The 23148-nt window shown below is 58.5% G+C and carries 16 protein-coding genes; 11 read left to right on the top strand and 5 right to left on the bottom strand.

What is annotated here, in order from left to right:
* Positions 1-60 precede the first annotated feature (60 nt).
* From ACFVTJ_RS19635 to ACFVTJ_RS19625, 3 genes are read left to right on the top strand one after another with little or no spacing between them, the layout of a single operon-like run.
* Entirely contained in the window at positions 61-1137 is a 1077-nt protein-coding gene (locus tag ACFVTJ_RS19635) for a DUF917 domain-containing protein (protein WP_206913624.1), read from the top strand.
* Complete coding sequence (locus ACFVTJ_RS19630; protein ID WP_386910267.1) at positions 1134-2672, top strand: hydantoinase/oxoprolinase N-terminal domain-containing protein; 1539 nt, start codon at positions 1134-1136, stop codon at positions 2670-2672. Before ACFVTJ_RS19635 ends, ACFVTJ_RS19630 begins: the two co-directional genes overlap by 4 nt.
* Positions 2673-2716: 44 nt before the next feature.
* On the top strand, positions 2717-3661 hold the full coding sequence (locus ACFVTJ_RS19625) for an isoaspartyl peptidase/L-asparaginase family protein (protein WP_386910266.1): 945 nt from the start codon (positions 2717-2719) through the stop codon (positions 3659-3661).
* A 256-nt stretch (positions 3662-3917) separates the two neighbouring features.
* Here the strand turns inward: ACFVTJ_RS19625 and ACFVTJ_RS19620 are convergent, their stop codons facing one another.
* From ACFVTJ_RS19620 to ACFVTJ_RS19605, 4 genes are all read right to left on the bottom strand, one after another.
* Positions 3918-5183, bottom strand: a complete 1266-nt coding sequence (locus ACFVTJ_RS19620) for a hypothetical protein (protein WP_386910264.1) — start codon at positions 5181-5183, stop codon at positions 3918-3920.
* Between the two features lie 44 nt (positions 5184-5227).
* On the bottom strand, positions 5228-7192 hold the full coding sequence (locus ACFVTJ_RS19615) for a glycosyltransferase family 2 protein (protein ID WP_386910356.1): 1965 nt from the start codon (positions 7190-7192) through the stop codon (positions 5228-5230).
* Between the two features lie 131 nt (positions 7193-7323).
* A complete protein-coding gene (locus tag ACFVTJ_RS19610) occupies positions 7324-8781 on the bottom strand; it encodes an HlyD family secretion protein (RefSeq protein WP_386910262.1) in 1458 nt (485 codons plus the stop codon).
* Positions 8782-9115: 334 nt separating this feature from the next.
* Complete coding sequence (locus ACFVTJ_RS19605; RefSeq protein ID WP_386910260.1) at positions 9116-11080, bottom strand: ABC transporter ATP-binding protein/permease; 1965 nt, start codon at positions 11078-11080, stop codon at positions 9116-9118.
* Positions 11081-11379: 299 nt separating this feature from the next.
* Between ACFVTJ_RS19605 and ACFVTJ_RS19600 the strand changes: the two genes are divergently transcribed.
* Both ACFVTJ_RS19600 and ACFVTJ_RS19595 read left to right on the top strand, forming a co-directional pair.
* Positions 11380-13149 carry a diguanylate cyclase gene (locus ACFVTJ_RS19600; RefSeq protein ID WP_386910258.1) on the top strand — a complete coding sequence of 590 codons (1770 nt, stop codon included), beginning with the start codon at positions 11380-11382 and terminating at the stop codon, positions 13147-13149.
* 168 nt (positions 13150-13317) lie between these two features.
* Entirely contained in the window at positions 13318-14208 is an 891-nt protein-coding gene (locus ACFVTJ_RS19595) for a LysR substrate-binding domain-containing protein (RefSeq protein WP_386910256.1), read from the top strand.
* 6 nt (positions 14209-14214) lie between these two features.
* Here ACFVTJ_RS19595 and ACFVTJ_RS19590 read toward each other — a convergent pair whose 3' ends face one another.
* Positions 14215-14481 (bottom strand): cyclic nucleotide-binding protein, encoded by a 267-nt coding sequence (locus ACFVTJ_RS19590; protein WP_386910254.1) that lies wholly within the window; start codon positions 14479-14481, stop codon positions 14215-14217.
* A gap of 232 nt (positions 14482-14713) precedes the next feature.
* Here ACFVTJ_RS19590 and ACFVTJ_RS19585 point away from each other — a divergent pair, with 232 nt between their 5' ends.
* The 6 genes from ACFVTJ_RS19585 (at position 14714) to ACFVTJ_RS19560 (ending at position 23123) form a co-directional block, all read left to right on the top strand.
* Positions 14714-16276, top strand: a complete 1563-nt coding sequence (locus tag ACFVTJ_RS19585) for an ABC transporter substrate-binding protein (RefSeq protein WP_386910252.1) — start codon at positions 14714-14716, stop codon at positions 16274-16276.
* Entirely contained in the window at positions 16276-17223 is a 948-nt protein-coding gene (locus ACFVTJ_RS19580) for an ABC transporter permease (RefSeq protein WP_386910250.1), read from the top strand. The genes ACFVTJ_RS19585 and ACFVTJ_RS19580 overlap by 1 nt, the downstream gene beginning before the upstream one ends.
* On the top strand, positions 17220-18044 hold the full coding sequence (locus ACFVTJ_RS19575; RefSeq protein ID WP_386910248.1) for an ABC transporter permease: 825 nt from the start codon (positions 17220-17222) through the stop codon (positions 18042-18044). The genes ACFVTJ_RS19580 and ACFVTJ_RS19575 overlap by 4 nt, the downstream gene beginning before the upstream one ends.
* Positions 18041-19654 carry an ABC transporter ATP-binding protein gene (locus ACFVTJ_RS19570; protein WP_386910246.1) on the top strand — a complete coding sequence of 538 codons (1614 nt, stop codon included), beginning with the start codon at positions 18041-18043 and terminating at the stop codon, positions 19652-19654. Before ACFVTJ_RS19575 ends, ACFVTJ_RS19570 begins: the two co-directional genes overlap by 4 nt.
* A gap of 98 nt (positions 19655-19752) precedes the next feature.
* On the top strand, positions 19753-21756 hold the full coding sequence (locus ACFVTJ_RS19565) for a CocE/NonD family hydrolase (RefSeq protein WP_386910244.1): 2004 nt from the start codon (positions 19753-19755) through the stop codon (positions 21754-21756).
* Between the two features lie 338 nt (positions 21757-22094).
* Positions 22095-23123, top strand: a complete 1029-nt coding sequence (locus tag ACFVTJ_RS19560; protein ID WP_386910242.1) for a LacI family DNA-binding transcriptional regulator — start codon at positions 22095-22097, stop codon at positions 23121-23123.
* The last annotated feature ends 25 nt before the right edge of the window (positions 23124-23148 follow it).

The following is a 23148-nucleotide window of genomic DNA, read 5'->3' as shown; positions in this document are numbered from 1 at the left end:
TTCAAAGGGAAGGAGCATCGCCTGCAGCCGGAAAGGCTGCGGCATGCCCGAGGATGACGCATGATCCAGGAATTTTCCGAAGACGATATCGAACCTCTGGCCACCGGTGCCTGGATTCTGGGAACGGGTGGCGGCGGCAACCCCTATATCTCGACGCTCAATCTGCGGCGTCTCTATGCCGAGGGGCGGCGGGTGAAGGTCATGGATCCCATGGCGCTTGCCGATGACGACATGGTTGCCGTCGTCTCCAAGATGGGTGCGCCGCTTGTCGGTCAGGAACGACTGGGTGATCCCGTGCATCTCGCCCGTGCCGTCGAGGTGATGGAGGATTATCTCGGCAAGCCGTTCCGGGCGATCATGAGCGTTGAAATCGGCGGCTCGAATGCGCTTTCTTCCTTCCTCGCCGCCGCCGTTCTGGACCGGCCGGTCGTGAATGCGGACGCCATGGGACGCGCCTATCCCGAAGCGCAGATGACGTCTTTCGCCATCGGCAACCTGCCGATGTTTCCGCTGTCGCTGGTCGATGTGCGCGACAATGAGGTGATCGTGACCCGCGCAGCCTCCTGGAAATGGATGGAGCGCATCTCGCGCAAGGTCTGCACCGAAGTAGGCTCCACCGCCGCCACCTGCAAGGCCCCCCGCACCGGCAGGGAAGTGAAGGAGTGGGGTATTCATTACACCGTTACCAAGGCGACCGAACTCGGGCGCGCGGTGATGGAAGCCCGTGCACGCCATGACGATCCGGTTCAGGCGGTTCTCGACCACGAGGGCGGCAAGCAGCTGTTCCGCGGCAAGGTGGTGGACGTGGCCCGCGAGACCACAGGTGGTTTCCTGCGCGGCAGCACGACCATTGAAGGTATCGATGCCGACCGTGGTTCGCGCATGGAGCTCGCATTCCAGAATGAGTGGGCCGTTGCCTTCCGCGATGGCCAGCCAGTCGCCATGACGCCGGACCTGCTCTGCCTTCTCGATACGGTTTCCGGTGGCGCCATCGGTACGGAATCGGTGCGTTACGGTCAGCGCGTGACGGTTGTCGCCCTGCCGGCACCAGAGCTTTTGACGACGCCGGCCGGCATCGCCGCCGTCGGCCCGCGCGCCTTTGGTTATGACATTGACTTCAGATCGGTATTCCCATGAAACGCATCGGTATTGACGTTGGCGGCACCAATACGGATGCCGTTCTGATTGATGGAGACACCATTGTAGCCTCCATCAAGGTTCCGACCACGCAGGATGTTCTGTCGGGCGTAAAGGCCGCGCTCGCGCACGTGTCTGGCCATGTCGGCGCGGCGGACCGACCGATCGATGCGGTGATGATCGGCACCACCCATTTCACCAATGCGGTGGTGGAGCGCGCCCGGCTGGAACGGGTTGCCGCCATCCGCATCGCTCTGCCGACCGGTTCTTCGCTGCCGCCCATGTGCGACTGGCCAAAAGATTTATACGACGCTGTCGATCCGTTGATCTTCATGGTCCATGGTGGCCATGAATATGACGGTAGCCCGTTGGTGCCGATGATCCCCGATGAAATTCGGGAGGCAGCGATGAAAATCCGCGATGCGGGCATCACCTCGATCGCCATTTCGGCGACCTTCTCGCCGCTGACAACCGAATGCGAAGTGCGGGCAGCGGAAATCGTTCGCTCGGTCATCCCCGACGCGCGTATCACGCTCTCCCATACGCTTGGCCGCATCGGGCTTCTGGAGCGGGAAAATGTCGCCCTGCTGAACGCGGCACTGCAGACACTTGGCAGGACAACTGTTCAGGCATTTTCGGATGCGTTGCGCGAAGCCGGTGTGAAGGCCCCGTTCTATCTGACCCAGAATGACGGCACCGTGGCGCTCGCGAATGTCGCCGCTGCCAACCCGGTGCACAGCTTTGCTTCAGGCCCAACGAACTCGATGCGTGGTGCAGCCTTCCTCACCGGTCTTTCCGATGCTATGGTGGTGGATGTCGGAGGCACGACCTCCGATATCGGCTGCCTTGTCGGCGGGTTTCCGCGGGAAGCGAACAATATCGTCCATATTGGCGGGGTACGCACACTCTTCCGCATGCCCGATCTTCTTCCGATTGCGCTCGGCGGTGGCACCATCGTCGATCCTGATACGGGCAAGATCGGTCCGCGCTCGGTCGGTTATCGCATCCTGACGCAAGCCCGTGTTTTCGGCGGCGAGACGCTCACGACATCGGATATTGCGGTGGCCGCCGGCCTGATCGAGATGGGTGACCGTGACCGTGTGAAAGGCCTCGACCCGGCTTTCCTGCGGGCCACACTCCAACGCATCCGTGACATGGTGGCGGACAGTTTCGACCAGATGAAGACCTCAGCCGAAGATGTGCCGCTGGTTGCTGTCGGCGGCGGGGCTTTCCTTATCCCTGAGACGGTTCCGGGTGCGTCCCAGGTGCTGCGTGTGGAAAATGCCGGCGTTGCCAATGCGCTCGGCGCAGCGATGGCGCAGGTTTCCGGCGAGGTCGATCAGGTCTTTTCCGGACTGAGCCGCGATGAAGCCCTTGCGGAAGCCGAGACCGAGGCACAGAACGCCGCGGTTGCTTCAGGCGCCGAGAGAGCGAGTCTCAAGACGCTTGAGGTAGAGGATATCCCGATTGCCTATCTGCCTGGCGGCGCGCGGCGGGTTCGCGTGCGGGTCATCGGCGATATCACGTTTCATTGATTATAGGAGGCCCCGCTAAAATGGGGTGACGAGGGAGCGAGCATATGACGAAAATCGCACTGGCCATTCATGGCGGTTGTGGCGTGATGCCCGAAGACAGCATGACGGCAGCGGAATGGGCTGCGGCCCGCGATGATCTGGCAGCGGCGCTGCGTGCCGGTTATGGTGTGCTGAAGGCTGGCGGGACGGCACTCGAAGCCGTCGAGGCGGCGGTCGTCGTCATGGAGGACAGCCCGCATTTCAATGCAGGCCACGGAGCGGCGCTCAACGAGAACGGGATTCATGAGCTGGATGCCTCAATCATGGACGGTGCGACGCTGGCGGCAGGCGCGATCAGCGCATCCCGCGCCATTCGCAACCCGGTAAAGGCGGCTCGCGCGCTGATGGCGGACGAACGTGCCGTCTATCTCACAGGTGAAGCAGCAGATCGCTTCGCCGAGGAAAAAGGCCTGGCCACGGAGGCTCAACCCTATTTCACCACGCAAAAACGCCTTGAGGCGCTGGCGGCGATGAAGCGCCATGCGGTAGCGGGCACGGAAGCGACGGAAAACGAAAAACATGGCACCGTAGGTGCGGTGGCACTCGATGTCGCGGGGCATCTCGCCGCGGCCACCTCCACCGGCGGCTATACCAACAAGCCCGATGGCCGGGTGGGCGATAGCCCGGTAATCGGCGCCGGCACATATGCACGCGATGGCGCCTGTGCGGTTTCCGGCACCGGCAAAGGAGAATTTTTCATCCGTTACGTCGTCGGCCACGAGATCGCGTCCCGCGTCGCCTATCTCGGACAGGAGCTGGAAAGCGCTGCCGGCGATCTCGTGTACAGGGATCTGGCTCCCTACGATATTGGTGCAGGTCTGGTCGCCATTGATACGGCGGGCCACATCGCCGCTCCGTACAACACCCCGGGCATGTTCCGCGGCTGGGTGACTGCATCTGGAGAAGCGGTTGTTGCCACGCATGGGGAAGTTTATCCTATCGAGCTCTGAGCCCGCTCTGACGGGGCGATTTGGGCTTCTCGGCGGCTCGAGCTAACCCAAACAACGGCTGACGTTCGAAAAAAACGAATTGGAAGCGGAACCATTTTCCATCCCCCGCATTTAAAAGGCGCGGACTGTTCCCCTCCGCACCTCCTTACGAGCGCGTAAGGTCAGCACCATTACGACCCTCCTGACGGAGGGTTTTTTTTGCGTGAAGCGCTTCCAAGAACCTTTGAAAATCAAGCGCAGTTGAGACGTATCTACATCATTCCGCTTCGTGCATTTCCGTAACTCCCCTTCTCGTGAAAGGATTCCAGCCTTTGGCAGCGAGTACACCCCAAGCAGTCGCGCCGACATGAGGTAAACGGAAATATTTAAAGTCTGCGGACGTGGAATCCGGACCTATTTTCAGGCCCGTCGTCAGTTCCGGACCGACCGTGGCATAGACAAGGTTCTCCGACGAGATTTGCGCTCCGATCGTCTCGAGAAGTGCCTGCGCGCGGTCATGATGCCCCACAATATCAAATGCCAGCGCAGCCTGCGCTGTGCCTTCCAGCCATATGCCGTCCCGGTCGTCGTTAAAATCGAAGCCGCCGTCAACGGCGTAATGACGATCGATCCAATCCAGAACCCTGGCTGCGCGTGCACGGAATTTTGGCACGGCCATGATCGGCCAAACTTCGGAATCAATGCCGGACTGGCTGGCGTTCGGCGTGTCGCCGCCTGGCAAACTGCCCACGTAAAAACGCCCCTCACCCCCATTCCACATGGCATTGAGAAAAGACAATGCTCGGTCCTGCACGGATCGCCAGTCCTTCGTCTGGTCGATCTCGCTCAGCCAGGCAGCAGCGGCAAAGACGTCAAGATTATGCTCCGTCGATTTCCAGTCGAGATGGATCGGTTGGGCATCCTGACCGAACGTGCCGCCCGTAAAGCCGAGACCACCTGTTCCTCTGGTGTTTTGGTTGATCCATTCGATGAGTGACGACGCAGCCGAGAGATAGGCTCTATCGCCCGAACGATCAAAAGCAGCGAGAAACGCCAGCGCTGCCCAGGCAAGATTTCCGGTGGAACTCCCAACCTGATATTCGTCCTCCATCCATGCCTTGCGGCTCTCATCCCAGAAGCCCGGCAGAAGCATGGCACCCTGATGAACATCGACAGCGCCCGCACGATAGGCATTTCGGACCCGCCCATCGCGATAGGTCCGGTCGTGCTGAAGCGCAAAACGCAGAGCCTCGACGATCCTCAGCGCCTTATCATCCTCTCCACAGGCGAAAAGAGCGATGGAGGCGAGCGCATTATCATAGGTGAAAGCCGTATTTGACAGCGCCGGATCAAGCGGCTTCCCTGAAGCACCCGGCTCGAAACTGCGGAGCAAGAACGGTTCGGTTGATTGGTCCATCCTGCCCGCAAGACCGTCGCACAGCGTTGCGGCGAGACCAGCACGATCCGCTATTTTCCCGGCCGCCGCCGTGCACGTCATCGCGAAAAACATCATAAGCGCTGCGATTATGTTTCGGATGCTCATCCCGACAAACCCTTTCGCGCTGTTGCAAACCCCTCCAGGGCCGTTCACCCGAATGCCCGTGCGAGAAGAATCCGCATGGATTTCATCAGGTCGCCCTGTTCCGCGACATTTTCAGGAGCCTTGCGAAACAACAGGCGCAAAATGGACCGCCGCTGCTCGTCACTGGGGTGAATATCGAACTTCCCGGATTCCTTCGCGTGATCCGTGGGGCTAATCCGCATCCACCCTGCCTCAGGTACAAAAACATCCGTTACATCGCTGGAAGACGGGACCGCAGCCAATGTGATGTTTTCCGTTGAAAGGGCGGTGATACGCACCGATCTCGTCGAGGATACGGATCGCAACTGTCCGCGAAAATCCACTCCGATCAATTCCTCCTTGTCGAAACGGGGCAATTCAATGCAACAAATGAAGCTGGTGAATGCAATCACCATCGCGACGGCGGACCAGATTAGATTGAGGCAGTCCCGCGAGGAGAGCTCCGACGGAGCATCCAGACCATAGACCGCGACCACGATGGACACGGCCGAAGAGAGGGTCACGAAAGCGAAAAAAATCGCCGTCGGGATATGGACTCGGACCTGGGATCGGTCTCCTCCCTTTTCGGTGACTTTGAACGGGCGCCCGAACGGTTTACGGATTGCCTGAAAAAGCGTGATGGTAATGGGTACAGCCGTCAGGGCGTGGGTGACTTCGGTGAAGAGAGGAAGCGTCCTCTTGCCGGATATCCAGGTGGAATAGGTCCAGAAAAGCGCAAGAGATGAGAGGCCGAGCTTCATGAACATCAGCTCATCCGCCTGCAGCGCCGATACGCCCGTCAGCCAGTAAATCGACGGCGCGAGCAGCAGGCACAGGATAAACGGCTTCGATAGCCAGCAGAAAAGTCCATGCAAATAATGCAGCCGCTGGGTCAGCGTAAAATTTCCGCGCCAGAGAGGTCCAGTCCGCAAAAGCCCGATCTGGATTGTGCCAAGACACCAGCGGGTGCGTTGGGTAATATATTCAGGCACGCCTTCGGCAGACAAGCCAACGCTCAGCTTCTCATTCAGCCAGCGTGTAACATATCCCCTTTCCATCAGGCGATATGTCAGCAGCATGTCCTCTGAGAGGGCCTCCGAAGGGAAACCGCCAATACCATTTACCGCGGCGCGGCGAACGACGAAGCTCGTGCCGACGCAGAAAGCACAGCCCACCGCATCCTTGGCTGGCTGGAACACGTCGAAGAAGACGCGCTGATCATCGACGAAGCTCTTGCCCACCCCCAGATTGTGCTGAATTGGATCACTGTTGAAATAGAATTGAGGCGTCTGGACGACAGCCACCTTCGGGTCGGAAAAGAGACCCGTCACGCGCCGCAGGAAGTTTGCCTGGGGCGCGAAATCCGCGTCGAGAACCATGATGAAGTCGGAAACCTCGTCCAGCGCATTGGTGTGAACCAGCGCATTGTTGAGATTTCCTGCCTTGGCGTGCTTGTTGTCGGGACGTGTGACGTAGTTCACGCCCACGGCTTCGCAATAGGTTCTTACCTCGGCGCGACGTGTGTCGTCACACACGAAGACACGCAGTCGCGGATAATCCATCGCCTGTGCAGCGATGATAGACTTTTCGAGGACGTTCAGCGGCTCGTTATAGGTGCAGATAAACACATCGACGAGCGGCGCAAGCGGGTTACCTTCGAGATGGGCTTCTCCTCGATCGGCAGCGGCTGACCAGTCGGTCCGGCGAAGCAGGATGAGGATGGAGCCCATGGCGTAGAGCACCGAGATCAGCTCGAAGGTGAAGTAGGTGTAGCACCAGAGGGTTTCGAGGGTCAGTTCCGGCGGCGGCAGAGTATCCGTCGCCCGCCACACGATATAGACACCAAGCGACAGCAACATGATGACGCTGAAGGCTAACCTGTCGACCGTCTTTCGCGGATCGGCGAGAAGGGTGAACAGGATCGCCCCAATCGCAATCGTCAGGTTCACATAAAGTACCGACTGAACGTCACCTTCAGCACTGAAATACATTGCCCTTACCTCGCAACAGGTCGGCTGCGCGCCGGCTTGCATGCGCGCTTCCAAACATCGCTTTTAAGAATGAAGAACTGCCCTGCGGGCATAGGAGTGAACCCGCAGGGCTCGCCCAATCCATGCGGGTGTCAGGATTGAGTTTGCGAAATTTTGGTCCGGGACACGGGACTGTTTACGGCGTGTCTTTTATCGTGCAGTTGGCGGGCGGGTTCCGCGAGCTCCGGCAAGGGTCCCTGACGCGGCTGCTCCACTCCTATGTAGTCGAAAATCCTGTCGCGCGAGGTTTCAAGAAGCGCAATGGCTGCCTGCGTTACAGAGGGAATCTCCCTTGCGGAATTCTCCGCGAACTTAAGGAGATCAGCGGATGCTTCGTTGACGTAATCGCGCGTCCTGACCAGCCATTCGTTTGGCAGGCTTACATTGACCCATGTGCCGACCGAACAGGATTTCTGATGGGAAAGATCCGGCTGATCGGCTCCATCCATGCGGATGAAGGCATAGAGTTCACGTCGCTCCGTGGGGGGAAACGGCACAGCATAATCCAGATCCACACGCTCCGTTGTCCGGGGCACCAGCCGTTCCACCGTTCCGCCGCTCTCCTGAGCCCAGTTTCCCGCATCGACCTTGACACGCGACCCAACGGACAGGGCCTGCGCCTGGCGCTCGGAGAAGATCGCCACGACAAACGCATTCCGGCAATCAAGCGCCTCGGCAAGTGTGTCCCCGGCGACCACTTCCCGCCCGGTCGCAGCCACCGGCTTGTAAAGCGTCGTGCCTGGCGGAATGGCAAGATCGGCACGGGTCAGCCTGTCGATGCGCGATGCTTCTGTCGTTGCCAGGCTCTCAAGCTCGCTTCTGCGTGTCTCAAGTGTCGTCATCTGCATGCGGACCTGCATCAGATCGGCGGTTCTGGTGCGGATTTCCTGCTGGAGGTTTTGCAGGGACTGCAGGTCGGAGCCAATATAGATCCCCTGCCGCGCGAAGTTCATGTCCTTGTTCAGCTTGTCGACGGCAACACGGGCCGCCTTCAGTTTTGTATCTTCAAGTTGTATCGTATCGGCGATATCTTCGCTGATGCCGTGGAAAACGCCCTTATCGACCAGCTTTTGTTTGCGGGCGGCTTCGGCTTTTGCGATCCGGGTGGAGTAGGTCACCATCTGCAGGGCCGCCTCTGCGGCATCAAGATCGGATTCGGTCCGCAGCAGTAACGCTGCCTGCTGGTTGGAAAGATCCTTGTTGAGATCGTCAATCCGCGACGCATAGTCCGAGATGATGGAGGTCTTCTGACGCATCTCGTTGTCGAGCGCCGCAAGTTGAACCTTCAGGCCGATCAGCGTGGTATTGTCGACCTTGTCATTCTCGATTGTGGCACCACCCCTCTCATTTGACGTTTTCACAACGCCGCTAATCGGTGTCGTCAAGGGAATGATCGGGGCATTGATGAGAGCACGGCTCGTCTGGGATGAAAATACAGGCGGAAACACGGAAGAAGAAAACACGGTCGCCACTACACCGAGAACAGTATAGGATGCCAATCTTACGGATGCGCCCTTATAGTTTGCGTCAGGCTTATTGCGGAACAGCATAAAGTCAACTCCTCTGTTGTTGAGAAACCGTTCCTCCCGCAGTATTGAAATGGTGGATGAAGTTTTTGTGCGTCGCAACATAGTAAAAATTGCATTAACTAATTTTCTAATTTTTGATTAATGAATAGGCATGTGGCGATTTTGGAGACATGAAATCTTATAGACGAGATTTTGAAAGGCGAAATTTCAATCGTTTCGCATTAGAACTGCCTTTTAAATGGCATGCTCGGAAAACATGCCCCGGCGCGCCCACTTTCCGGTGCAACCTATGGGGGCGATGTTAGGGCCGCCGCAAAAGCTCGCGACGGCATTGTTCACGATCCCGATTGCGCCGCTATCGTTTCGAACCACTGGTACGCTTGACCATTCTGCGAAGCATGGAGCCTGTCCTTGCCTTCTTCGGGATGAGCTCGATATCGCTGACCAACTTTGCGCCGCCATCCCGGCGCTCCAGCGTAATTTTGCGGCTGTGAAATGCTTCCAGTTCGGCACGGTGCGCGACGCTGATGATCGTGGCGTCAGGCAGTTCATCGATAACCGTCTGCATCATCTTGTCCTGACTTTTCTCGTCAAGAGCTGCCGTCGCCTCATCCATGACGATGATATCGGGCGCGTTCAGCAACAGGCGCGCGAATGTCAGCCGTTGTTTTTCCCCGCCTGATAGTGTCTGGTCCCAGGGTGCCTCGTCCTCAATCTTTTCCTTAAGCTGACCAAGGCCAACCTTATCGAGAGCTGCGCCAATCTCTTCGGGCGTCCAGGTTTCAGCCGGCTGAGGATAGGAGACAGCGCGGCGAAGCGTGCCGGAAGGAATGTAGGGGCGTTGTGGCAGCATGAACAATCTGCTGTCAGGGCGGAAGTTGACGCTGCCTCCGCCCCAGGGCCAGAGGCCTGAAATGGCACGTACCAGCGTGCTTTTGCCTGAGCCGGATTCTCCCGATACCAATACACGCTCACCTGCGCCGATCTCGACATCCGTTTCCTTGACGACGGCGGTGCCGTCTCCAAGCGAGACGGAAACATCCTTGAGACTGAGCATTGTGTCGCCTTCGGTCTCGCCGCGCACGATCCTGCCGACCTTATCGCTCTTTTCAGCCCGCTCGAGACCATCGAGCGACATCATCAGCGAGGCAACGCGCCGGGCGCAGGCGTTCCAGTCCGCGAGACGCGGATAATTGTCGACCAGCCATCCGAATGCGGACTGGACAATCGTGAAGGCGGAAGCGGCCTGCATGACTTCGCCGAGCGACATGCTTCCATCGAGAAACTTCGGTGAACAGAGAAGAAGCGGCACGACGGGTGCAATCAGCATCGATCCATTCGAGACGACCGTCGTGCGCATATATTGCTGCGCCATGAGACGCCACTGCCGCCGGACATTGCCGAACCTCTTGTCGAGATCGCTTCGTTCTTCCTCCTCGCCACCCAGCAGGGCGATGCTCTCACCATTTTCCCTGACGCGCGTGAGCGTATAACGGAACTCAGCTTCAACCTGGTTTTTGACCTCGGAAACCTTGACGAAGTTGCGGGCAATAAAGGCTATGGCGGTGGATGTGATCGACGCGTAGATAACGGCTGCGACGACCAGAAAGCCTGGGATCGTGATCCAGACACCGCCGATCGACAGCGTCAGATCTCCGCCGATCGTCCACAAGACGACGATAAAGGTGGAGGCAGAAACGAAGGCAGCGATGACACCGGAAACAAAGTCCACCGGCGCCTCCGTCGCGATCCGCATATCTTCCGAAAGTCTCGCTTCGGGATTTTGGTGATCCCCATCGATCAGGTTGAGCTGATAATAACGGCCGTTTGCAATCCACCTTCCAACGAGCCCCTTCGTGAGCCAGGAACGCCAGCGCCGTTGGATACGCATCCTCACATAGACCTGTGAGGTGACGATGACGACACTACCGAGCACCAGCGCGGGGAATATGGAGGCGAGAAAATAAACCGTCGACGCGTCCCGTTTTTCGATGGCGTCGAAAATCCCGCGATTCCAGATGTTGATTCCATACTGGAAGCCGACATTTACACCGATCATCGCCAATAGTCCGAGCGTGAACGGCCATGCCAGCACATCGCCGCGCCGGCTCCAGAAACCTCGGGCACTGATCCAGAAGCGTTTCAGCAGATATTTCCTGCGAACCTCCTCCGCCTGCTCCGGCGTCAAGTCCGAAGCGGGTTCCAGTTCCTCCGGCGGAGGCGGATCATCGGTGTCGGGAACATCCTTTGCGGATGCGGTTTGGGTACCATTGTTTTCGGCACCAACGACCGGCTTCGGTCTTGCGTCATCGTCAATCATGGGCGCTTAACGAACGATGTGTTGAAAGGTTTCACGGGTTCGTGATGCCGCGTGAAATTTAATTTTCGGCTTGCACCGAGCGCCGTAGAAGCGGCCACATCTGCAACATTCCCGTGATTGCGCAAGCGCCCTCACCGCACGAATGACGCGATTTTCGACAGGACTTAGCTGTTTCGGATCACATGGATGGTTAACCGCATGTTGACTTCCCGTTTGACGGCGTGGCCTAGAACAATCAGAATCCAAATCACACGCCGCCGCTGAGGTTTGTCAGAGGTGCGGTTAGAGACGGCATCATCATGCGACTAAGCACCATCACGAACCTGGCTTACGCCATCACGCTGATATTCACGACGGTATCGGCCACCACATTCATCCTGTCGGCCAGAAGCGCTTTGCAGGAGCGGGCAGCGATACAGGATCACCTTGACCTCGACGACCTTGCCGAGGAACTGGCGATCACCGCAGACGAGCGCACAGAGGAAGCGCGCCTTTACGTGATGCGCGGCGACGATCAGTATCTGGCAAAATTCTATGTCGATGAAGACCAGGAAAAACGTCTCGAAAGCAATCTTGATAAACTTGCCGCTCACGGCGTTTCCCCTTCAGAGGAAAAACTGTTCCAGACGATAAGAACCAGTGCCGATGCACTTGATGGCATGGAGCGCGAAGCCGTCAGCCTGTATCGCGCCGGGCGTCAGGGCGATGCGCAACGAATTTTATTCGGCGATCAATACCATCAGCGGCACTCCGCTCTCGTGGACACAGTGGCGACACTCCGGGAGACGATTGCGGCCCGCACGCAGGCAACGATCGACCAGGCGAAAAACCGGAGCGATTTTTACGGATCGATCGCCAAGGTAATGCTCGGTCTGACTGCCCTGATGTTCCTGGCGGTTCTTTATTTTGTCCTCAGCAGACGTGTTGCGGTGCCGCTTATAAAAATGAGCAACATCGTCAAGCGTCTTGCCCGACAGGACTACAGTATCGATCTGCCCGACGAGGGACGGCGCGACGAAATCGGGGAAATGAACGAGGCAATCAGGATATTCCGCAGCAATGGGCTGGAGCGGGAACGGCTTGACGCGGAGCACCGCAAGAACCAGCGCATCAAGGATCTCATCCTGCAGATGATGCATCGGATCCAGGCATGTCAGAACCAGCTTGAACTGTCCGATGTCGTCTCAAAGTTCATGCCCCAGATTTTCCCGGCGATATCAGGCCGCCTGCTTGTCCTGAAGGAAAATAGTTCATTTCTCCATTCGACCGGACAATGGTCCGATCCGTCTTTTTCAGCGCCAGATTTTGCGATCGATGACTGTTGGGCTCTGCGTCGCGGACGTCCACATATCAGCAACCCGGATGGAGACGACGTTGTCTGCCATCATATCAGTGGAGAATTCGGAACCGGACTTTGCATACCATTGACGGCGCTGGGCGAGACCGTCGGCCTGTTGTATCTTGAGGTTCCCGAGAAATCCGCAACGCTGGAAACGGAACGTCTATATCTCGAGCTACTTGCAGAGAATATCGGCCTCGCCGTCGCAAATCTCCAGCTGCGGCAGCGCCTGGTCGGTATGGCAAAGCAGGACGCCCTGACCGGCCTTCTCAACCGGCGCTCCCTTGACGAGGCTCTGAACCGGCATATTGAGAAGCCCGATGATCCCCTTGCCTGCCTGATGCTCGATATCGATCATTTCAAGCGCTTCAACGACCGTTTTGGTCATGATGCCGGTGATGCAGTGATGCAATATGTCGCCCAGGTCCTCTCGGAAGCGATCGGCGACCAAGGTCACCTGTTCCGTTTCGGCGGCGAAGAGTTCACTGTGCTGATGCCCGGCGCAAATCTTGAGCATGCGAAGGCCTTGGCAGAGAAGCTCAGACACGCCGTCGAGCACGCGCCCTTCACATACCGGGGTCGCTCGCTCGACCCGGTCACCATATCCGTTGGGATAGCAACCGCGCCAGGCGCAGGAACTGTGACGAGCGTGTTGGAACGCGCTGATGCCGCCCTGCTGAGCGCTAAAGAAACTGGCCGGAACAGATGGGTGTCCTTCGATACGGCGTGAGCAGGACGCCAACATTTCGGGATGGTCAACATTGGAACTCTCATTATTCCGGGGCACGGGGGCTCTTGCGCTCGGTCGAAGACCCGCAGAGCTGGATATCGCCACTGAAAATTTGAACCGCTCGGCGCGGCGGTGTATCGGATCACAAAATCTGTCGCAGGAAGTGGAATGCAACCATCATATAGATTGCCGCCGCTGGAGGCGCTTGTGGTTTTCGAGGCGGCATCCCGTCTAGGCAGCTTCTCGCGCGCGGGCAACGAACTTGGTCTGACGCAAAGCGCGGTCAGCAGGCAGATCGGCAAGCTGGAAGCATTCATCGGTTCCAAGCTTTTTGAACGTGTGCCGACAGGCGTGCGACTGACGACGATAGGAGAGAATTACTCGATCGATATATCGCGGCTGATCCTCGATATCGCAAGCGTTACGGACGGGGTGCGCTCATGGACAGGGGCAAGCCAGATCACCATAGCCTGCTCCCGTGGCATTGCCGACCAATGGTTCATGCCCCGTTTGCAGAAGCTGAAATTAGACATTCCGGGCATCGAGTTGCGAGTGCGGGTAACTGATGATGTGGCCCATCTTCGCCTTGACGAATTCGATCTCGCCATTTTTTATCGCAAGGAAAGACCGATCGGCGTCTGGCTTTCGGAGCTTGGGCAGGAAGAGGTGGTACCCGTATCTGCGCGCGGTGTGGGCGATCTCATGGACCAGAAAGCACCGGTTTTGATCTCCATCGAGGATTCGATGCGGGAATGGCAGGATTGGAGCGACTGGTGGCGCTCAGCACAATTGCTGCCGCCAAAGGATGCCATCCAATGGAAACTTGGAGACTATGGTCTCTGCGTTGCGGCAGCGTCGCAGGGGCTCGGCGCAACGCTTGGCTGGACCTGGCTCATCCGCGATCAGCTGGATAGCGGCGCGCTTGTGCCTGTACATGCCCACGCCATGCGCTCGGAGGGCAAATTTTACCTGATGCGCCCGGCTGATCGCCACCAGCGCAAGATTGTGCGCGAGGTTTCAGACTGGCTGATTGCAGACAATCATAAAACCGCGCGCTGATGATCATCAGGCGCTTATGGACGGCGCCTTCCGGCGGCGATCCAGGAGAAAGCGGGCGTAACCGATGACGGTGAAGAGCAGCCACGCGACTTGCGAGATGAGCGAGCCGAGATTAAAGTTCCAGATCAACGAATAGATCAGGAACACACCGCCCAGAACGTTCAACAGAGTGTATCGCCAGTCTTCTATCGTCAGAAATCGAAGCTGCAACAGGGCATAGGCGAAGAGATAGAAAAAGGCTCCTGCAAGGCCGACAATATCCGCTAGCCCCATTTGTATTCACTCCATGAACGCTCTCGCCGCGCGAGAATTGCTACACCGGATCGGCTCCGGCGCCTCCCTTTACTGCGCTTCGCAAATAACCGGATGCGCTCAGATTTCATGACCCCATGCGCAAAAATCATACCCCCCTTTGCTGGTCTCTATCTAGTGCCGAACCGCCGAGTACGATACCCCACAGCGAGCTGAGCCTTGACCGGCTAGATAAAAAACAGGGAACCCAGATATGACCTCCTCCCCCTTTTCCTTCTCACTCGATCGCCGGCATTTTCTGGCTGGCGCGGCCGGCATTGCCGCGCTGTCTGCCGGTTTCATCACTACTGCACGTGCGCAAAGCACGGACACGCCCAAGAAGGGCGGAGTGCTGAAACTGGGCATTGGCGGCGGCAGCACCACTGATAATCTCGACCCCCGCATTCTGAAGGACTGGGTGCCCGTCAATCAGGCCTTCATGATCATGAACGGTCTGGTGGAGATCGACGCCAACAATCACGCCGTGCCGGAACTGTTCGAAAGCTGGGAAGCGCAACCGGGCGCGGTGGAGTGGGTCTTCAAGCTGCGTCAGGGCGTCACGTTCCACAACGGCAAGTCATTGACGGTAGAAGACGTCATCTACTCCATCAACCTGCACCGCGGGGAAACCACCTCTGCAGCGCGCTCGGTAGCATCCGCCTTGAAAAGCGTCGACAAGCTGTCCGACACCGAGGTCAAGATCGTCCTCGAAAGCGGCAATGCCGATCTTCCCTACATCCTTTCCGACTATCATTTCCTTGTCGTTCCGGAGGGCTGGACGGATTTCAACAAGCCGGTCGGCACCGGGCCGTTCGTCTTTGAAAGCTATGATCCGGGCGTGCGTTCCCGCTTTACCCGTAATCCCAATTACTGGAAGCCGAACGCGGCCCATGTCGACGCGGTCGAAGTCATCGTCATCAACGATATCGCCGCGCGCACCAATGCCATGATGTCGGGTCAGGTCCACGCCATCAACCAGCTGGATTTCAAGACGGTTGATCTGCTTCGCCGCAATCCCAACCTCAATATCGTCCAGTCGGCTGGCGGCCAGCATTTCACCTTCCTGATGGATTGCACACAGGCGCCCTACACGGACAACAATATCAGGCTCGCCATCAAACACGCGATCGATCGCGAACAGCTTCTGAAAACGGCACTGCGTGGATATGGTCGCCTCGGTAATGACCACCCCATTCCCAGCTCCGACCGGTTCTATGCGGCAGACCTGCCGCAGAGGCCTTACGACCCGGAAAAGGCGAAGTTCTATCTCAAGCAGGCTGGCCTCGACGCCCTCAAGATCGAGATTTCCGCTTCCGACGCCGCCTTCTCCGGCGCGGTCGATGCGGCAGCGATCTTCCGCACCAGCGCGGCGAAGGGCGGTATCGACGTTTCGATCAAGCGCGAGCCGGCTGACGGCTATTGGGACAATGTCTGGATGAAAGCGCCTTTCTGCATGTCCTATTGGGGCGGGCGTCCCACGGCGGACCAGATGCTGACCATCGCATACCAGTCGACATCAGCGCAGAACGACACGCACTGGAAGAACGAGACCTTCGACAAGAAGCTGATCGAAGCGCGTGCGCTTCTCGACGACGCCAAGCGCAAGGAAATCTATGCCGAATTGCAAGCGCTCATTTCCAATGAGGGTGGCGCGATGATCCCGATGTTTGGCGACTATCTCGACGCCACATCTAAGAAACTCAAGGGCGTGACGACCCATCCCATGTTCAATTTCATGGGCGCCCGTCTCGCTGAAAAAGTCTGGTTGGACGCATAATGACTACTCTTATCCTGAAGCGCGTTGCTTTGGGTATTTTGACGCTCCTGCTGGTGTCGGCGCTTATTTTCGCCGGCACACAGCTTCTTCCCGGTGATGTGGCGTCAGCAATACTCGGACAAAATGCGACGCCTGAATCCCTCGCCGTGTTGCGCGCCGATCTCGGCCTCGACCAGCCCCTCCTGCACCGTTATTTCTCCTGGCTCGGCGGCTTCGTGACCGGCGACCTTGGAAATTCGCTGGCGAACCGTCAACCCGTCGCCGATCTCCTGTGGCCACGCTTCTGGAACACCATGGCGCTGGCGCTTTATGCCGCCGTCGTCTCCGTTCCTGTTGCCGTCACCCTCGGGCTGTTCAGCGCCATCCTGCGCGGCAGCCTGTTTGATCGCGCAGTGAATATTGTGGCTCTCGCCTTTGTTTCCTTGCCAGAATATTTTCTCGGCCTGTTGCTTATCCTGTTCGTGTCCGTGCAGTACAACCTCCTGCCGAGCCTTGCCGATACCTATCCCGGCATGGGTTTTGCGGACTGGCTGAAGGCGACCACGCTGCCGGCCCTGACACTTGTTCTTGTGACCGTGGCGCAGATGTTGCGCATGACCCGCACCGCCGTGCTGGCTGTCATGGATCAGGCCTATGTCGAAACCGCCTATCTCAAGGGGCTTCGCACCCGGCGCGCGGTTCTTCGTCACGCCCTTCCCAATGCGGCTGCGCCCATCGTCAATGTCGTGTCTTTCAACATCGCCTATCTGATCACAGGCGTGGTGCTGGTGGAGGCCGTGTTCAACTACAATGGGCTGGGCCGCTTCATGGTCGATGCTGTTTCCAAGCGCGATCTGCCGCTGGTGCAGGCTGCCGCCCTCGTTTTTGGCGCCGCCTATGTCATCTTGAACATCATTGCCGATATTTCGGCAATCGCGCTTAACCCGCGCCTGAGGCATCCCCGATGAAAATACTTCGTTCCATCACCCCGACCGCATGGATCGGTCTTTTCATCATCTCGCTCAATCTCATCCTGTTCATCGCCGGCCCGCATATCGCGCCTTTCGCCCAGGAGGAAATTGTCGGATCGCCGTTTGATCCGCCTTCGGCCGCGCACTGGTTTGGCCTTGATCAGAATGGTCGCGATATGCTGTCGCGCCTACTGGCCGGCGCGCAGATGTCCATCGGCGTTTCACTGGCCGCATCGCTGCTGTCCTTCACGATCGGGATAACACTGGGGTTTATCGCCGCCATTTTCGGCGGCTGGCTGGACACGGTACTGTCGCGCATTGTCGACACGGTCATGTGTATTCCGGTGCTGATTTCGGCCCTTGTGGTGTTGCAGGCGCTTGGCTCGTCCATTCCCGTGCTGATCGTCACAATCGCCCTTCTGGATTCCACACGCGTTTTTCGCCTGGCCCGTATCGTCGCGCAGGGTGTCAATGTTCTCGAATATGCCGAAACGGCGCGTCTTCGCGGCGAAGGGTTGCTATGGCTGGTGTTTAAGGAAATTTTGCCGAATGCCCTGCCGCCACTGATTGCGGAGTTCGGTCTTCGCTTCTGCTTCACCTTCCTCTTTGTCGCCGGCCTTTCTTTCCTCGGCCTTGGCATTCAGCCGCCCTTCGCGGACTGGGGCGGTATGGTGAAGGATAACCAGCAGGCGATCCTTTACGGCCTCTACGCTCCGCTATATCCGGCAGCCGCCATCGCCGTCCTCACCATCGGCGTCAATCTCGTCGTGGATTGGCTGCTTGCCGGCCGCAGCGCAATTCAGGGAGCGGACCGATGAACGAGAACAAGGTTTTGCAAATTCGCGGGCTGAAGGTTGCTGCACCAAATGGCGCCATCCTTGTCGACAACGTCGATCTTGACCTGAAACGCGGCGAGGTCAAAGGGCTGATCGGTGAATCCGGTGCGGGCAAGTCCACGATTGGCCTAGCTGCCATGGGATACGGCCGCAATGGCTGCCGCATCGTTGGGGGCGAGATTGTCGTGAACGGCGTTTCGCTGATGACGATCGATCGCGCCGGACGCGAGGCGGTGCGTGGTGCGCGGATCGCCTATGTGGCGCAAAGCGCGGCCGCCGCCTTCAATCCGGCGATGAAGATCGGCGAACAGATCATGGAAGGCCCGCTCTATCACGGCATCATGAACCGGCAGGAGGCGGAAGCCTGGATGCTGGAATTGCTGCAGGCGCTGCAACTTCCCGACTATCAGAATTTCGGCAGCCGTTATCCGCATCAGGTATCGGGCGGTCAGTTGCAGCGCGCGATGGTGGCAATGGCCATGTCCTGCCGTCCCGATATTCTGGTTCTGGACGAACCGACCACGGCGCTCGATGTCACGACGCAGATAGAGGTTCTCGCTCTGCTTCGTAGCCTCATCCAGCGTTATGATACGGCTGCACTCTACATCACGCACGACCTGGCAGTGGTGGCGCAGATTGCCGACAGCATCCTGGTGTTGCGTCATGGCAAAGAGGTCGAGGCCGGTTCTGCCGAGCAGATCCTCGAACAGCCGCAGCAGGACTACACGCGTCGGCTGGTTTCCGAACGCAAGGCCAGCATGTCGGGAGAAGGCGTCCACCATAAAAATGGGGAGGTTCTGCTCGAAGCGCGCGATGTTACCGCCTATTACGGGCGTAAGAAGGTGCTTGATAACGTCCAGTGCCTGTTGCGCAAGGGTGAGACACTCGCCGTTGTCGGCGAATCCGGTTCGGGAAAATCCACACTCGCCCGGGTCATTGCCGGCTTGCCGCCCCACTCCTCCGGCGTCGTTACCCTCGCCGGACATAGGCTTGCCGATAAATACACGCAGCGGAGCCGTGAGGAACTGCGACGCATCCAGCTCGTCTATCAGCTTCCGGATGTGGCGCTGAACCCGCGCCACACGGTCGGCGAGATCATCGGCCGCCCCATGTCGTTTTATTTCGGCATGAACGACGAGCAGCGCGCATCCGAGGTGAACCGCCTGCTGGATCTCATCGGTCTGCCGCGCGATTTCGCCGAGCGTCTCCCAAAAGCGCTGTCGGGCGGACAGAAGCAGCGGGTGTGCATTGCGCGCGCCCTCGCGGCGCGTCCCGACCTCATCATTTGCGACGAGGTCACTTCGGCGCTTGACCCTTTGGTGGCCGACGAGATCCTCACATTGTTGCAATCATTGCAGGATGAACTGGGCGTCTCCTATCTGTTCATCACCCATGATCTCGGCGTGGTGCGCAGGATTGCCGACAGGACCATGGTGATGCAGCACGGCCGTATCGTCGAAACCGGCACCACCGAAGAGGTGTTCGCCCCGCCATACCAGCCCTATACTGAGCAGCTTATCACTTCGGTTCCCGAGTTGCGGCGCGACTGGCTGGACGGTGTGCTGGCAAAACGCGGCCTTCCGGCCGTCTGACTTCAGCGGCGGCGTATTTTCTTCAGCCGCCGCCCTCTCCTTCATCTCCAATGACCTGCTGCAATGCCAGCGCCCGATGAACTGACTGGAATACCCAAATGACAGTGCGTGTTGAAGAACATATCTGGATCCCCATGAGCGACGGCGTGCGCCTTGGAGCGCGTCTCTGGCTGCCGGAAGGCGCGGAGCAATCGCCGGTTCCCGCCATTCTCGAATATATCCCCTATCGCAAGCGCGACGGAACGCGCGGGCGCGACGAGCCGATGCATTGCTATTTCGCAAGCCAGGGCTATGCGGCGATCCGCGTGGATATGCGCGGCACCGGCGAATCCGACGGCCACATGGCAGACGAATATCTGAAGCAGGAACAGGACGACGGCCTGGAAGTGATCGACTGGATTTCCCGACAGCCATGGTGCAGCGGCAATGTCGGCATGATGGGCAAGAGCTGGGGCGGCTTCAACGGCCTGCAGGTCGCCGCCCGCCGTCCACCGGCGTTGAAAGCCATCATCACGGCCTATTCCACGGACAATCGCTATACGGACGACATCCATTACATGGGTGGGTTGTTGCTGAACGACAATCTCTGGTGGGGCACGATCATGCTTGCCTATCAGAGCCGCCCGCTCGACCCGGAGATTGTTGGCGACGAATGGCGCGATCGCTGGCTTGAGCGACTGGACAAGTTGCCCTTTTTCCCCGGACTTTGGCTGGACCATCAGCGTTACGACGCCTACTGGAAGCACGGCTCGGTCTGCGAAGACTGGAGCGCCATCCAGTGCCCGGTCCTTGCCATCGGCGCGTGGGCGGACAGCTATACCAATGCGGTCCCACGGCTTCTGGAAAACCTTCAGGTGCCGCGTCGCGGCATCATCGGGCCTTGGGGTCACATCTATCCTCAGGACGGCATACCCGGTCCGGCAATCGGCTTCCTTCAGGAAGCGACACGCTGGTGGGACCATTGGCTGAAGGGCAAGGACACCGGCGTCATGGACGAGCCGATGTTGCGCGCCTTCGTCAGCGACACCATCGAACCGACAGGCACGCGCACAACGACGCAGGGCCGGTGGGTCGGCGAAGCGGCATGGCCTTCGTCTGAAATCTCGACCCGATCACTGTATCTTGGTGGAGCTCGCGACCTGCGTGACGCGGTGAGTGATCCCGGGATCCTTGCTATCCGTTCACCCCAGAGCCATGGCAAGGCGGGCGGCGAATGGATGGCGACCGGCTGCCCGGGCGAACATCCGACCGATCAGCGGCTCGACAATGGCGGCGCGCTGGTTTTCGAAACCGCCTTGCTCGAAGACGATTTCGATGTCCTCGGTGCGCCAATAGCACGTCTGCGCATTGCCGCAGATTGCCCCGTGGCCCAGATATCGCTCCGCCTCAACGATGTGCTTCCCGACGGTCGCGTCACACGCGTCAGCTACCAGGTTTTCAACCTCACCCACCGTGACAGCCACGAGAATCCCGAAGCCCTGGAACCCGGCAAATTCTACGACGTCGCGATCAAGCTCAACGATTGCGGATATCGCTTCACCAAAGGCCACAAGCTTCAACTCGCCATCGCCACCGCATATTGGCCGATGGTGTGGACATCGCCTTACGATGCAACGATCAGCCTTTCCGTTGCGGAGAGTGCCCTTGATCTTCCGGTGCGCGCCGCGGGCGAGGCAAAGCCCGTGCGTTTCGAGGCCCCTGCCCATGGCCCCCTCGCCCCCATGACACAGATCGACCCCGGTTCGGTTCGCCGCTGGACCGAACAGGACCATGAAACGGGCATCAACACCTATATCACCGAAGGAGTGGGCGGCCTGTTCGGCGAAGGCATTTTGCGGTTCGATGATATCGATACCGAACTGAGCCACAGTCTGCGCCGTGAACTGACCATTCGTGACGACGATCCGCTTTCCGCGAAATATGTCCTTACCCAGACCTACGAAATGGGCCGGGAAGGATGGCGCATCAAAATCGAGAGCCGCACCGAGATGCGCTCCGACGAGAAGAACTTCTATCTGAGTGGAGAATTGTCGGCGTTCGAGAACGGCAATGTCGTCAAGACGAGACAGTGGGATGAAAGCTACAAGCGCGATCTCATCTGAGATTGTCCGGCCCCTGCAGCGACGATAATCACACGACACAAACTCTTTGAGTGTCGAAGCAAGTGAAAGTAGCCTGCGGGCACTTTCACACTGAGGTGCCTTTCTGCGAAAGGCACCCACATATCCGCGTCTGCCTCCATGGGTACCCGTGGTTCCTTGAGCTCAAATGACGCCATTCCCAAAGCTCCGGTTCACCAGACAATCCGACGAATCTGAAAAACACCCGTTGACAGCTCCGCCATTTTATAATTCCTTGTAAACCGGTTTAGTAAATCGCTTTACAAACCATACAGAGGTCGAAAAGGCCCGGATTGAGCGGAACAGAAAGCGGGAGTGTGATGGCGCGTAACCAAGCGACCAGCCTCAAAGACGTTGCCCAGGCGGCTGGTGTTTCCGTCGCGACCGTATCGCGGCTGCTGAATGGCACGCTGGAACTGCCCTCCGAGACGAAGACTCGGATCGAGACCGCCATTCGTGAGCTCAATTACGTTCCAAACCCCCATGCCAGGCGCTTGAGCCGCGGCCGCTCGGATACAATCGGTCTGGTCGTTCCAGACATTGGCAACCCGTTTTTCGGAATGCTGGTCGCGGCCGTGGAAGAAGAAGCCGACAGGCGCGGTCTTGCCCTGTCGCTTTTTGCGACGCTGAATCGCAAGGGGCGTGAATTGTCGTATCTGAGATTGCTCGCCCGCAATCACGTCGATGGTCTCGTCTTCATCACCAACCATCCCAATACCGAAGAGCTGGCGGAACTGATCAACACCACAGGCAAGGTCGTGGTCGTCGACGAAGACGTCCCCGGCGCAACCGTTCCAAAACTCTTCTGCGACAATGAACAGGGTGGTCGTCTGGCCGGCAAGCATCTCGCAGAAAATGGGCACCGCCGGGTTCTCTATGTAGGCGGCCCGGAGGACATGATCAGTACCGAGCGCCGTTTTCGCGGAATGACATCCGCCCTTTCCGAACGGAAAGGCGAAGCAGAGCTTTCGATTACAAGATATTGCGGCGCCTACACCGTGGAATTCGGCCGGGCGGCAGCGCGGCGGTTCCTTGACGAGGGTCGGCCTGCAACAGCGGTGTTTGCGAGTTCGGACGAAATCGCCATCGGCTTCATCGAAGTGCTCCGGTCTGAAGGGGTGCGTATCCCGCAGGATGTCTCGATGATCGGCTTCGATGATGTCGGGCCGCTGCATCTGTTTTCCCCGCCGCTCACCGCCATTCGCCAGCCTGTCAGCGCAATCGGCCAACGCGCCTTGTCGCTTCTGCTGGAAACAAAATGGGATCAGGACGCTCCGCTGCCATCGGAGGAACTGCTGCCCGTCGAAATCGTCGTGCGTGAATCCGTTGCGCCGCCCGCGATCAAATAAAAAGCAACGAACCAACAGAGGAAGA

It is taken from the genome of Agrobacterium sp. NPDC058088, from assembly GCF_042885035.1.
Classification (GTDB): Bacteria; Pseudomonadota; Alphaproteobacteria; order Rhizobiales; family Rhizobiaceae; genus Agrobacterium.
This window is presented reverse-complemented; position numbering and strand designations above follow the sequence as displayed.

What these genes read in the sequence shown, in the direction of transcription:
- ACFVTJ_RS19595 (WP_386910256.1), top strand. Translation starts at nt 13,318, where the DNA reads ATGCAACCATCATATAGATTGCCGCCGCTGGAGGCGCTTGTGGTTTTC.
- ACFVTJ_RS19625 (WP_386910266.1), top strand. Translation starts at nt 2,717, where the DNA reads ATGACGAAAATCGCACTGGCCATTCATGGCGGTTGTGGCGTGATGCCC.
- ACFVTJ_RS19575 (WP_386910248.1), top strand. Translation starts at nt 17,220, where the DNA reads ATGAAAATACTTCGTTCCATCACCCCGACCGCATGGATCGGTCTTTTC.
- ACFVTJ_RS19570 (WP_386910246.1), top strand. Translation starts at nt 18,041, where the DNA reads ATGAACGAGAACAAGGTTTTGCAAATTCGCGGGCTGAAGGTTGCTGCA.
- ACFVTJ_RS19620 (WP_386910264.1), bottom strand. Translation starts at nt 5,183, where the DNA reads ATGAGCATCCGAAACATAATCGCAGCGCTTATGATGTTTTTCGCGATG.
- ACFVTJ_RS19590 (WP_386910254.1), bottom strand. Translation starts at nt 14,481, where the DNA reads ATGGGGCTAGCGGATATTGTCGGCCTTGCAGGAGCCTTTTTCTATCTC.
- ACFVTJ_RS19615 (WP_386910356.1), bottom strand. Translation starts at nt 7,192, where the DNA reads ATGTATTTCAGTGCTGAAGGTGACGTTCAGTCGGTACTTTATGTGAAC.
- ACFVTJ_RS19585 (WP_386910252.1), top strand. Translation starts at nt 14,714, where the DNA reads ATGACCTCCTCCCCCTTTTCCTTCTCACTCGATCGCCGGCATTTTCTG.
- ACFVTJ_RS19560 (WP_386910242.1), top strand. Translation starts at nt 22,095, where the DNA reads ATGGCGCGTAACCAAGCGACCAGCCTCAAAGACGTTGCCCAGGCGGCT.
- ACFVTJ_RS19580 (WP_386910250.1), top strand. Translation starts at nt 16,276, where the DNA reads ATGACTACTCTTATCCTGAAGCGCGTTGCTTTGGGTATTTTGACGCTC.
- ACFVTJ_RS19630 (WP_386910267.1), top strand. Translation starts at nt 1,134, where the DNA reads ATGAAACGCATCGGTATTGACGTTGGCGGCACCAATACGGATGCCGTT.
- ACFVTJ_RS19600 (WP_386910258.1), top strand. Translation starts at nt 11,380, where the DNA reads ATGCGACTAAGCACCATCACGAACCTGGCTTACGCCATCACGCTGATA.
- ACFVTJ_RS19605 (WP_386910260.1), bottom strand. Translation starts at nt 11,080, where the DNA reads ATGATTGACGATGACGCAAGACCGAAGCCGGTCGTTGGTGCCGAAAAC.
- ACFVTJ_RS19565 (WP_386910244.1), top strand. Translation starts at nt 19,753, where the DNA reads ATGACAGTGCGTGTTGAAGAACATATCTGGATCCCCATGAGCGACGGC.
- ACFVTJ_RS19635 (WP_206913624.1), top strand. Translation starts at nt 61, where the DNA reads ATGATCCAGGAATTTTCCGAAGACGATATCGAACCTCTGGCCACCGGT.
- ACFVTJ_RS19610 (WP_386910262.1), bottom strand. Translation starts at nt 8,781, where the DNA reads ATGCTGTTCCGCAATAAGCCTGACGCAAACTATAAGGGCGCATCCGTA.